At 71.8% G+C, this 13,244-nt stretch carries 5 protein-coding genes; 4 read left to right on the forward strand and 1 reads right to left on the reverse strand.

Annotated features, from left to right (window positions below; all coding sequences use genetic code 11):
* The first annotated feature begins 99 nt into the window (after positions 1–99).
* The 3 genes from ACZ7CD_RS33335 to ACZ7CD_RS33345 all read left to right on the forward strand — a co-directional run bounded on the left by ACZ7CD_RS33335 (position 100) and on the right by ACZ7CD_RS33345 (position 3,228).
* Positions 100–1,317, forward strand: coding sequence for a DUF418 domain-containing protein (locus ACZ7CD_RS33335; protein WP_470380478.1), 1,218 nt, complete (start codon positions 100–102; stop codon positions 1,315–1,317).
* A 157-nt stretch (positions 1,318–1,474) separates the two neighbouring features.
* Entirely contained in the window at positions 1,475–2,128 is a 654-nt protein-coding gene (locus tag ACZ7CD_RS33340) for a response regulator transcription factor (RefSeq protein WP_360388454.1), read from the forward strand.
* On the forward strand, positions 2,125–3,228 hold the full coding sequence (locus tag ACZ7CD_RS33345) for a sensor histidine kinase (protein ID WP_470376172.1): 1,104 nt from the start codon (positions 2,125–2,127) through the stop codon (positions 3,226–3,228). Before ACZ7CD_RS33340 ends, ACZ7CD_RS33345 begins: the two co-directional genes overlap by 4 nt.
* Before the next feature lie 13 nt (positions 3,229–3,241).
* Here the strand turns inward: ACZ7CD_RS33345 and ACZ7CD_RS33350 are convergent, their stop codons facing one another.
* Positions 3,242–4,975: an ABC transporter ATP-binding protein gene (locus ACZ7CD_RS33350; RefSeq protein ID WP_470380479.1), complete on the reverse strand. Its 1,734-nt coding sequence runs from the start codon at positions 4,973–4,975 to the stop codon at positions 3,242–3,244.
* Between the two features lie 454 nt (positions 4,976–5,429).
* Here ACZ7CD_RS33350 and ACZ7CD_RS33355 point away from each other — a divergent pair, with 454 nt between their 5' ends.
* Entirely contained in the window at positions 5,430–13,238 is a 7,809-nt protein-coding gene (locus tag ACZ7CD_RS33355; protein WP_470380480.1) for an RHS repeat-associated core domain-containing protein, read from the forward strand.
* Positions 13,239–13,244 lie beyond the last annotated feature (6 nt).

Genomic DNA, 13,244 nt, shown 5'->3' on the forward strand with positions numbered 1-13,244 from the left:
GACGGTTCCGGTCGGCCGGGCGGTTCCGGCCGACCGGCGGGGTGCGCACCGCGACCTGACGGGTGGTCCGCCACCGGGCCGCACCGAAAAAGTGGCTGTGTGAAACAGCTGCCACCACAGGACATCTCCACCGCCCACCAGCCCGGCACACCGGTCACACCCTCGACGGCACGGCTGGTCGGGGTGGACCTGGCCCGCGCACTGGCCGTCTTCGGCATGTACGTCGTGCACCTCGGCCCGGCCGCGGACGCCACGTCCGGCATCGGTATCTGGGTGCGCCACCTGGCAGAGGGCCGGTCCTCGGCGCTGTTCGCCACCCTGGCCGGGTTCTCGCTGGTGCTGCTCGCCGGTCGCCTGGAACCCAGGACCGGTGTGGCCGGACGGCAGGCCAAGGCCCGCATCGCGATCAGGGCCGTGGTCCTGCTGGCGCTGGGCACGGTGATGGCCACCGTCTACGGCGGCGTGGTGATCCTCGCCTTCTACGGTCTCTACTTCCTGCTCGCCCTTCCGCTGGTGCGGTTGCGCGCCCGCACGCTCGCGATCGTCGCGACCGCGCTCGCCGTCGTCCTGCCGCCGCTGGCGCTGGGGCTCCGGTCGCTGCTGAGCGACCCGGTCTCGGCCGCGCTCAAGGCCCACGACCCGCTCGACCGCGTCGGTGGTGTCGGGGTGCTCGACCTCCTGCTCACCGGCTTCTACCCGGCGCTCCCCTGGATGGCGTTCGTCGTCTCCGGCATGGCGCTGGGCCGGCTGGACCTGTCCTCGGGCACCGTGCGGCGCCGGCTGGCCGTGTTCGGTCCCGCCCTGGCCGTGTTCGCCTACGGCACCTCCTGGCTGATGTCGCGGCTGTTCGAGGGCGTCCGGTCGGCTGCGGAGGTGCAGCGTCCCTCTGCCGCCGGGAAGGCGGGACCGGAGGACCTCGGCGCTGACGCCGTCGGGTCGGCGTGGTCGTTGCTCACGGCAGGTCCGCACAGCGGCATGCCGCTCGACGTCATCGGCTGCGTCGGAGTCGCGATCACCGTGGTCATCGGCGCGACGGTGCTGCTCGACCGCCTGCCGCTGCTGCGCCGCCTGGCCACGCCGGTCATCGCGGTCGGGACGATGTCGCTGACCGCCTACGTCGGGCACTTCGTCCTGTCGCCACAACTGGCCGGGGCATCGGGAAGCACCGGCGCCGAGTCCACGGCGTCCTGGGTGCCGGTGCTCGTGTTCGTCGTCGGCGTCACGGTGTTCGCCGGCGTCTGGTCGCGGTTCTTCCGCAGGGGACCGCTGGAGCACCTGCTCCACCTCGCCACCACACCGGCGAAGCACGTCCGCTGAGCCGGCTCCCCCGAACCGACTTCCCTGCGCCGGCTCCCCTCCGCCGACCGGCTGGTCGCGCCCGCCGGTCGGCGGAGGGGTCCGGCCGGTCCCCGGATGGCGCGCTCGCACGACTCCTGGGGACACTGCACGGACAGTATCCACAAAGGAGCGGTGCATGATCCGGGTGGTCGTCGTGGACGACGAGGAGCTGGTGCGGACGGGGTTCCGCCTCATCCTGCAGGCGGCGGGGGACATCGAGGTGGTCGCGACCACGACCGGCGCGCAGGCGGTGCGGGAGATCGGCCTGCGGAAGCCGGACGTCGTGCTGCTCGACATCCGGATGCCGGACGTCGACGGCCTCACGGTCCTGCGCCAGTTGCAGGGCCTCAAGCCGCCGCCGGTGGTGGCGATGCTCACGACGTTCGACTCCGACGAGTACATCGCCACGGCGTTGCGGACCGGTGCGGCCGGGTTCGTGCTCAAGGACACCGGGCCCGAGCAGCTGGCCCAGATGGTCCGCACGCTCGCCTGCGGCGGTGTGGTCCTGTCCCCCAAGGTGACCCGCACGGTCGTCGACGGGTACCTGGGCTCCGGTTCGGGCTCGCCGGCCTCCGAGCAGGTCGGCCTGCTCACCGAACGCGAACGCGCGGTGCTCGTGCTGATCGCCGAGGGGCTGTCCAACACCGACATCGGCGCGCAGCTCCACCTCAGCGTCGGCACGGTGAAGGACCACGTCAGCGCCATCCTCACGAAGCTGCGCGTGGGCAGCAGGGTGCAGGCGGCCCTGGTGGCGCAGCGCGCCGGCCTGCTCGACGGGACCGAGCGGTGAGCCGCCGCCCGCCCCGGTGGCTGGTCGACGCGGCGGCGCTCGCACTCGCGGTGGCCGAGGGGGTGCTCACCATGGTCAGCGAGGAGGACCTGGGCGGGATCGTCACCATCGCGGTCGCCGTCGCCGCTCTCCTGCTCGTCCACCGCGTCCCGGTGCCCGCCTTCCTGGCGACGCTGCCGGCGGTGCTCTTCCCCGGAGCGATCGTCCCCACGATCATCGCGCTGTACGTGGTCTCGAGCCGCTACCGCGACTGGTGGCTGCTCGCGGGGTGCTGGCTGCTCGCCGCGGCCGGTTTCGCGTTCCCCATGTCGGAGTTCGCTCCGACCATCTGGGACACCTACACCCTGCTCGGCGTCATCTACGCCACGATGACCGCGTTCGCACCGGTCCTGCTCGGCCAGTTCCTGCGGTCCCGGCACGAGCTGGCGCTGCGGCTGGAGGAGGTCAAGGAAGCCCGTGAGCACGAGCGGCGGCTCGACGCCGAGGCGATCTTGGCCCGCGAACGCAACCAGCTCGCCCGCGAGATGCACGACGTCGTCTCCCACCAGGTCAGCCTGATCGCGGTGCAGGCGGGGGCGCTCCAGGTCAGCACGCCTGACCCGGAGGCGAGGAAGGCCGCCGAGAACGTGCGGCTGCTGTCGGTGAACACGCTCGACGAGCTGCGGCACATGGTGAACCTGCTGCGGGCCTCCGGTACCCCGGCCACCGAGCTCACCCCGCAGCCCACGCTGACCGACCTGGAGCGCCTCATCGCGAACAGCGCGATCGACGCCCGCATGGTCGGCACCGCACCCGAGGGCCTCGAACCGCCGGTGCAGCGCGCCATCTACCGCACCATCCAGGAAGCGCTGACCAACGTGCGCAAACACGCGCCCGGCGCCGGTGCCACCGTCGAGATCAGCCACGACGACACCGACCTCACCGTGACCGTCACCAACACCCCGCCCACGCGGCCGCACCTCGCGCTGCCCAGCGCACGGCACGGCCTGGTCGGGCTGCGGGAGCGCGCCGCCCTGCTGGACGGCACGCTCCACACCGGCCCCACCGCCGACGGCGGCTTCCGGCTGCGGCTGAGCCTGCCGGTCACCGCCCGCGGCTGAGCCTGCCGCCGGGTCAGCCGCTGAGCAGCTGCGTGGTGGCGAACTCCGCGTACAGCGGATCTTGACCGACCAGCTCGTCGTGGGTGCCGGTGGCCCGCACCGTTCCGCCGTCCAGCACGACGATCCGGTCGGCCTGGGTCACCGTCGACAGCCGGTGCGCCACCACGAGCACCGTCGTGGTCTTCGCGACGGCGGTGACCACGTCCCTGATCGCCATCTCGTTCGCGGCGTCGAGCTGCGAGGTGATCTCGTCGAGCAGCAGCAACCGCGGCCAGGTGATCAGCGCGCGAGCGAGCGCGACCCGTTGCCGTTCACCGCCGGACAGGAAGGTGCCGCGGTGCCCGACCGGGGTGTCGAGCCCGTCCGGCAACCGCTCGACGAGCGCGTCGAGGCGGGTGTGCGCGACCACGTCGCGGATCTCCTGCTCGGTCGCGTCCTGGCGGCCGTAGACGATGTTCTCGCGCAACGACCCGGACAGCAGCGGCGCGTCCTGCTCGACGTACCCGATGCCCGCGCGCAGCTCGGCGAGGTCCCAGTCCGCGAGGTCGCGGCCGTCGAGGCGGATGCGGCCGGAGTCCGGCTCGTAGAACCTCTCGATCAACGCGAACAGCGTGGACTTCCCGGCACCGGACGGGCCGACGAACGCGGTCAGGCCCACCGGCGGAACCTCGACGTCCACGCCGCGCAGGACCTCCGGCAGGTCCGGGCCGTACCGGAACCGCACGCCTGAGAAGCTCACGCGGGCCGCACCCGGTGCCGCGGCGGTGGTGCCCGTGCCGACCGGTTCGGTCTGCAGCTGCTCGACCTCGCCCAGCCTGCGCACCGCGGCGAGTCCGATCTGCAGCTTGCTGCCGGCGTGCAGCAGCTGCCCGATCGGCTCTTCGAGGAAGAACAGGAACAGCAGGAAGGCCACCAGGGTGGACAGCGGGATCGCCCCGGTCGCGACGCGAGCACCACCGACACCGAGCACGGCGAGGAACGACGCCTGCACCGCAAGGCCGTTGAAGCCGTGCACCAGCGCCTCCCACCGCGCCGACCGCACACCGGCACGCCACGCGTCCTGCGCACCCCGCTCGATGGCGGCGAGCTCCACGGCCTCGGTACCCGCGGCCTTCACGGTCCGGAAAGCCCCGAGCACGCGCTCCAGCCGCGCGCCCGTCTCCCCGACAGCGCTCTGAGCGGCGTGGGAGGCCTTCTCGATCATCGGCATCCCGGCGAGGGCGAGCAGCCCCACCACGGCGAGCACGGCCAGGGTGATGCCGAGCAGGACGAGGTCCATCACCCCCATCATCACGACCATCACGACGGTCGTCGCCGACCCCGTGACGAGCCCGACCAGAGCGTGGGTGCAGACCTCGCGCAGCAACGTCGTGTCGCCGGTGAACCGGGACAGCAGGTCACCGGGCTCGGCTCGCTGCACCGCGGGCACCCGCAACGACAGCAACCGCGCGGCCAGCCGTTTCCTGGCCCCGAGCACGACCGACTCCGCGGCACGTTCGAGCAGGTAACCGCCGGCCATCGCGATCACGGCACCGGCCAGCGCGATGCCGACGAGCAACGCCAGCAGCCCGGCAACCCCCTCCCCCGAGCCCAGCCGGTCCACCAGCGCTTTGGCCGCCAACGGCAGCGCGGCGGCGGCGAGACCGCTCAGCAGGACGAGGAACCCTCCACAGAGGATGGTGCGCCGCTGTGGTTCGGCATACCCCAGGAGGGTTCGCCAGGTCGTGCGGTCGATCAGGGTGCGCACGGTGACACGACTCCGTTTGTTGTGGCTGTGTGGGTGGTCCGGGCAGGCGGAAGCGCCACCGCGGACCGGCTCCACCATCGTCACGCCCCGGTGCACCGTGCGGCACCGGTGACGCGGCTGGGTGCACCGGTCAGATGGCTGGACAACGCCCGTCACCCGGGGGGTGGAGCAAACCCGTTGGGATCGCTCGTCCTGGGCTTTGGAGCTTCCGGATGTCGTGCAGCAGCACAAAATCCTGCCCGGTTGTCAAGCCGCAGCCATAGCCCTTGATGAACTCGTCATAGGCGGACACGATGAACCGATCGGCCGCCTCGTCGGTCTTTTTCGTCCCGGTCGCTACGACAAACGAGTAATTTTCTCGGTTTTCCGGTTTGAGTGGACACACGGGCGGCGGGACCGGCGATAGTTCCGGGGGGAGTCGGCAGACCCCGCGCCGAGCGGTCGAGGAGACGACGTGCACACGAGGCTGCGGCAGTACTCGGTCCTGGTGTCGGTGGTGGCGGTGGTCTCCTCGGCGGTCACGGCCACCGGCGTGCCGGTAGCGGCCGCTCCCCGCGACCTGCCGGCCAGGACGGAGGTGGCGGCACCCCGCGCGGCGGCACCCCTCGTCGACCCACCACCCGGTCCCGCGACCTACGCGTACGACGCGCTCGGACGGGTCGCCGGCATGGTCGGCGCCGACGGCTCGGTCGCGCGGTACACCTACGACCCGGCGGGCAACCCGTTGTCGGTCGAGCGGCTCGGCACGCCGGCCGTCGCGGTCCTGTCGACCGTGCCCGGCATCGTGCGTCCCGGCGACGCGATGGTGGTGTCCGGCAAGGGCTTCGGCACCACCGCGACGGCCAACACCGTGAAGGTCAACGGTGTCACGGCGACGGTCAAGACGGCCGCCGCCGACCGGCTGACGGTCACCGTGCCGACGTCGGCGACGACCGGCGCGGTCACCGTGACCACGTCGGCCGGCACCGGCACCGGCCCGGTGGTCACCGTCGTCCGCAACGACAAGCCGACCGTCACCGACGTCACGCCGAAGATCGCCGCCGCCGGGTCGACCGTCACCGTCACCACGACCAACTCCGACCCCGAGTTCGCCAACAACCTGGTGCGGGTCAACGGGATGCTGGCCGCGGTCACCGCACGCTCCGGCGGCTCCCTCACCGTCCGGATTCCGCCGGGCGCCGCGACCGGCACCGTGTCGCTCAGCACCCCGGCCGGCACCGGCACCAGCTCGGCCGTGCTGGTCGTGCCGCCCACCGGCATCGACCCGGCGAGCATCGACACCGCCGCGGCCATCACCGCGGGCACCGCGACCCAGGTGCCGGTGGCGGCGCGCAAGTGGGCGGTGCGGTACTTCTCAGCCGCCGACGGGGACCGGTTCGCCTTCTCGCTCAGCGACGGCACCTTCGGCTCCTGCGGCCTGTACGCCCGCGTCCATGACGAGCGCAACCGGCAGACCGCCACCGGCAGCTGCGTCGGCACCGGCGGCTGGATCGACACCGGCCCCACGAGCGGTCCCGGGCTGCGCACGATCTTCCTGCGCAACGACACCGACACCGCCGGCACCACCACGGTGACCGTGCGGAAGGTGCCGGCCGACCTCAACGCCGGCGCGCAGTCCCTGTCCGGCACCGCGAAGACGGTGACGGTCGCCAACCCCGGCCAGAACGCCTACACGACGTTCTCCGGCACGGCGGGCGGCCGCGTCATCATCCAGACCACCAACGCGTCGTCGCAGTTCGGCTGCTGCGGCCTGTACTGGTGGCTCGTCGCACCGGACGGCACCCGCGTCGGCGACACCAAGTACCCCAACGACACCCTCGACACGACCACCCTGCCGCAGACCGGCACCTACCGCGTCTTCCTCGATCCGGGTGGCGCCAACACCGGTTCGGTCACGGTCAGCGCGTGGTCGGTCCCGGCGGACCTCAACGCGGGCACCCAGCCGCTCGACGGCACCGCGAAGACCGTCACCTTCACCAAGCCCGGCCAGAACGCGTACACGACCTTCGCCGGCACGGCCGGGAACCGGGTCACCGTCCAGTCCACGAACGCGTCGTCGCAGTTCGGCTGCTGCGGCCTGTACTGGTGGCTCGTCGCACCGGACGGCACCCGCGTCGGCGACACGAAGTACGCCAACGACACCCTCGACACGATCACGCTCCCCCAGACCGGCACCTACCGGATCGTGGCCGACCCGTCGTCGGTGCTGATCGGCTCGGTCACGTTCACCGCGTGGACGGTGCCCGCCGACCTCAACGCGGGCACCCTGACCCTCGACGGCACGGCCAAGACCGTCACGATCTCCAGCGCCGGCCAGGACGCCTACGTCACGTTCTCGGCCACGACGGGTCAGCGCGTGCTGTTCCAGTCCCTCGACACGTCCGCCAACCTGGGCTGCTGCGGCGCGACCTGGCAGGTGATCGCGCCGGACGGCACGCGTTTGTCCGACGAGTACATGAACTCCACTGTGGACACGCGCACGCTGCCCCAGACCGGCACGTACAAGATCTGGTTCGGCCCGCGCGGCACCAACACCGGCTCCACCACGTTCAAGGCGTGGACCGTGCCCGCGGACCTCAACGCCGGCACCTTGACGCTCGACGGCACCGGCAAGACCGTCTCGATCACTAACCCGGGCCAGGACGGTTACGTCACCTTCTCCGCGACCGCGGGTCAGCGGGTGATCTTCCAGTCCCTCGACACGTCGGCCAACCTGGGCTGCTGCGGCGCCGCCTGGCAGGTCTTCGCACCCGACGGCACGCGGATCTCCGACGAGTACATGAACTCCACCGTCGACACCAAGACGTTGACGCAGACCGGAACCTACAAGATCTCCTTCGGCCCCTACGCCGCCAACACCGGCTCCACCACGTTCAAAGCGTGGACCGTGCCCGCCGACCTCAACGCCGGCACCCTCACGCTCGACGGCACGGGCAAGACCATCTCGATCGCCAGCCCCGGCCAGGACGGCTACGTCACCTTCTCCGGCACGACCGGCCAGCGCGTGATCTTCCAGTCCCTCGACACGTCAGCGAACCTGGGCTGCTGCGGCGCCGCGTGGCAGGTGTTCGCCCCGGACGGCACCCGCATGTCGGACGAGTACATGAACTCCACGGTGGACACGAAGACGTTGCCGCAGACCGGAACCTACAAGATCTCCTTCGGCCCCTACGGCACCAACACCGGCTCGACCACGTTCAAGGCGTGGACCGTCCCGGCGGACGTCAACGCGGGCACGATCACCCTCGACGGCACGGGCAAGACCATCTCCATCACCAACCCGGGCCAGGACGGCTACGTCACCTTCTCCGGCGCCACGGGCCAGCGAGTGATCTTCCAGTCCACCGACACGTCGGCCAACCTGGGTTGCTGTGGCGCCGCGTGGCAGGTGTTCGCCCCGGACGGCACGCGGATGTCCGACGAGTACATGAACTCCACCGTCGACACCAAGACGTTGTCGCAGACCGGGACCTACAAGATCTCCTTCGGGCCGTACGGCACCAACACCGGCGCGACGACCTTCAAGGCGTGGACCGTCCCGGCCGACCTCGACGCGGGCACGATCACCCTCGACGGCACCGCGAAGACCGTCACGGTCACCAACCCCGGCCAGGACGCCTTCGTCACCTTCTCCGGCACGGCCGGCCAGGCCGTGACCATCGGGTCCAGCAACACCTCCGGCTCGCTGGGCTGCTGCGGCGCGGCCTGGCAGATCATCGCGCCGGACGGACAGCGGTTGACCGACCAGTACATGAACACCGAGGTCACCGGGCGCACGTTGCCGCAGACCGGCACGTACAAGGTGTGGTTCGGCCCCTACGGCATCAACACCGGCGCCACGACCTTCACCGCGCGGACCGCCACCGCCCTCGCCGCGGCGGTCGCACCACCGGCCGAGCAGGCCAAGCAGAACGAGCGGACCGAGCAGGCTCCCGCAGTCACGGCCGTCGCTGAGCCGAAGCACGAGACCAGGACCAAGCCCCAGCTCCTGCCGACGCGGCTGCGGGACGACTCGCTGCGGGTCGACCCCGACCCGGCCTCCCCGAACGCCGCGACGCTGGTCCGCGACGACCGGCTCGACGCGGCCTGGACGCCGGACGCGGGCAACCTCGACGGCCGTGACTGGCTGACGCGGCGCGGCCCGGCCACACCGGTGACCGACCTGACCGCGCCCAAGGGCGTCACCGCGATCAGCGGGCACGTGCTCGGGCTCGACGGCAGGCCGCTGGCCGGCATCCCGGTGCGCGTCGACTCGATCCGCACCACCACCGACGCGAGCGGCCGGTTCCTGCTGTCCGGTGTCCGCGCCAACGCGACCATGATCGTGGTCGACGGGTACGCGGCGGCCACCGGCAAGAGCAGGTACGGCACGTTCCGCATCCACGCCAGGGTCGAGCGGGGCAGGACGACGCCGCTGGACGCGCCGGTGTGGCTGCCCAAGCTGGACATGGCGCACACGGTCAAGCTCGCCGCGCCGACCGCGAACGACACGGTCCTGACCACGCCGGCCATCCCCGGCCTCGAGGTCCACATCCCGGCCGGCACCGTCGTGCGCGACATGGACGGCAAGGTCGTCACGGAGCTGGGCATCACCGCCATCCCGATCGACCGGCCGCCCTACCCGTTGCCGCGCAACGGAATCGTGCCGACGTTCTTCACCGTCCAGCCGGGCGGGGCGACGATCTTCCCGGACGGCGCGAGCGTGGTGTACCCGAACTACACCAAGTTGCCCGCCGGCACCGTTGTCGACTTCTGGAACTACGACCCGGCCGAGAAGCAGTGGTACGTCTACGGCCACGGCAAGGTCAACGCGGACGCCAGCCGGGTGATCCCGGACGAGAAGACCAAGCTGTGGACCCTCGACGGCGCGATGTTCAACACCGGCGGCAACCCGAAGCCGGACAAGCCGTGGTGGCAGGACCTGCTCGACAAGCTCTCCGGTGACCCGGTCGACCTGTCCACCGGTCTGCTGACCGACACCCACACCGATCTCGGCCTCGACGACACGGTGCCGATCGCGCTGAACCGGCAGTACTGGCAGGGCGACAACCACAGCCGCGACTTCGGGCTGAACTCCGGCGCCGACCACAACATGTACCTGGCCTCCGAACAGCAGTACCAGGAGGTCGACCTCTACACCCCGGGCGGCGGGCGCGCGCACTACGTCCGCACCTCGCCCGGCACCGGCTACGGCGACGCGGTGTTCGCCGCGGTCGGCTCCCCCGGCCGCTACACCGGCTCCACCATCGCGCAGGAGAACGGCGACTGGGTGCTGACCCTGCGGGACGGCACCAAGTGGTTCTTCCCCTGGTACAGCAGGCCGCGTGCCATGCGTGACCGCAACGGCAACGAGGTCACGTTCGTGCGGCCGAGCGGCGCCAACGGCGAGGTCACCCAGATCGTCTCGCCCAACGGCCGCTGGATCGGGCTGGAGTACGACGCCTCGGCCCGCGTGATCAGGGCCAGCGACAACATCGGCCGCCAGGTCGGCTACACCTACGACACGGCGGGCCGGCTCGCGACCGTCACCGACCCGGCGGGCAAGGTCACCACCTACACCTACGACACCGCGAACCGGGTCACCGGCATCACCGACGGGCGCGGCAACACCTACCTGAGCGTCGCCTACGACGCGAACGGCAGGGTGTCGCGGCAGGACATCGCCGACGGCGGCTCCTTCACCTTCGCCTACACCCTCGACGCGCAGAACCAGGTCACCGAGACCAGGGTGACCCAGCCGAACGGGTCGGTGCGGCGGGTGACCTTCACCGCCACCGGGATGGTCGCCACCGACACCACCGCCTTCGGCACGTCGCTGGCGCGGACCACCACCTACGAACGCGGCGCAGGCAACCGGCTCGACGCCGTGGTCGACCCGTACGGCCGGCGCGCCGAGTACACCTACGACGCCGCAGACCGGGTCGTGAAGGCGTCCGGCCTCGCGGACACCGCGGGCGAGTACACCTCGGCCGAGGCCACCTGGGGGCCGTACGACCAGCCGACGACCACCAAGGACGCGGCCGGGCGCACCAGCACCTTCACCTACGACGCGAAGGGCAACCTGCTCACCGCGACCGACCCGCTCGGCCGCACCACGACCACCACCCGCACGTCGGCGGGGCAGGTCGCGACCCTGCGCGACCCCGCGGGCGCGACCACCACGTTCACCTGGGAGTCCGGCACGCTGACCGGGGTGCGCGACGCGCTCGGCCGCACCGCGACGACCTTCCACGACGCGGCCGGCCGGCCGGTGCTGTGGACCGACGCGGCGGGGGCGCGCAAGCTCGTCGCCTACGACGCGCTGAACAACCCGGTGAAGGTCACCGACGCGCTCGGCGGCGTCAGCACGTTCACCTACGACGCCAACGGCAACCGGACCGCCTACACCGACCCGCGTGGCAAGACGACCTCGTGGACCTACGACAAGGCCGACAGGGCGGTCACCCGCGTCGACCCGTTCAACCGCACCGACACCACCACCTACGACGGCACCGGCCGGGTCACCGCGACGGTCAGCCGCGCCGGGCTGCGCACCGAGATGACCTACGACCAGCTCAACCGGCCGACGAGCATCAGGTACGGGGTGACCGGCGCCGGCACGCAGCAGTCGAAGATCACCTACGGCTACGACGCCCTGGACCGGCTCACCACGCTCACCGACACGGCGGGCGGCACCACCAGCCAGACCTGGGACTCGTTCGACCGGCTCGCCACCACCACCGGACCCAACGGCACGGTCGGCTACACCTACGACGTCCTCGGCCGCACGACCGGTGTCACGGTGCCGGGGCTGCCCGCCACCACCTACACCTACGACAACGCCGACCAGCTCACCGGCGCGACCCGCGGCGGCGACACGGTCACCGTGACGCGGGACGCGGCCGGGCGGGCCAGCGCGGTCGCGTTGCAGGGCGGCTGGCGGCAGGCCTTCACCCGGGACGCGATCGGGCAGGTCACCGGCATCGCCTACAGCCACAACGGCACCGCCAAGGGCGACCTCGGCTACACCTACGACGCGGTGAGCAGGCGGACCTCGGTCACCGGCTCGCTCGCGAACGTGGCGCTGCCGGCCGCCAGGTCGGACCTGGCCTACGACAACGGCAACCGGCTGGTCTCCGCCGGTGGCACGGCGCTGACCTACGACAACGACGGCAACCTGCTCTCCGACGGCACCACCACCTACACGTGGAACGCGCGCGGCGAGCTGACCGGCACCAGCCGGTCCGGGCTGACCAGCACCAACGTCTACGGCCCCACCGGGGTCCGGGACACCCGCACGGTCGGCTCGGCCACCACCCGGTTCGTCTACGACGGCGCCAACGCCGCGGCCGAGCTCGACGCCGCGGGCACGTTGTCGGCCGGGCTGCTCGCCATGGGCACCGACAAGTGGGCGGGGCGGGCCAAGGCGGGCATCACCGACAGCGTCCTGACCGACGGGCTCGGGTCGCCGCTGGCGCTCGGGCGAGCGGACGGGACGCTGGCCGCGGCCCAGTCCTACGACCCGTTCGGCGTGCCGGCCACCACCGGTGACGCCCGCGGCTCGGACCTGTCGTTCACCGGGCGGCAGGACGACGGCACCGGCCTGCTCCAGTACCGCGAGCGCTACTACAGCCCCGCGCTGGGCCGGTTCATCTCCGAGGACCCGATCGGCTACCAGGGCGGCGGCAACCTCTACGCCTACGTCGGCAACTCGCCGGCCAACGCCACCGACCCGAACGGCACCAACCCGCTGCTGCTCGGCTGCCTCGGCGGGGCCGCGATGGACGCGGCGATGGACTACGCCGGGCAGCGCCTGTCCGGGCGCAAGGTCGACTGGGGCTGGGGCGGCGTCGGCGGTGCCGCCGCGGCCGGCTGCCTCGGCGGGATGCTCGGCGCCGGGATCGGCAAGTGGCTGTCGAAGGCCGCGGACATGCGCGACATCCAGAACGGGTGGAAGGCGGCGAACGGGAAGGGCTGGCAGCGCGGTCAGGACATCTACTCCAAGACCGCGGCGGGCAACGACCCGGCCTGGTCGACCGTGCGGTCGCGGTACTGGAAGAACGCCGCGGAGCACCCCAGCGCGAGCCGGCAGTGGTCCGACGCCGACCTCGCCAGGATGCGGTCCGGGCAACCGCCCACTCGCTACAATCCCGACAAGGGCGGCATGGAGTCGATGGAGCTGTCCCACGAGCCGATCCCCATGCGCGACGGCGGCAAGCGGGTCGTGCCGCGCTGGCCGCAGGACCACGCGGCCAGGGACCCGTTCCGGCACCCCGGGTACTGACGAGGG

The sequence above is a fragment of the Lentzea sp. NPDC036949 genome (assembly GCF_055608075.1).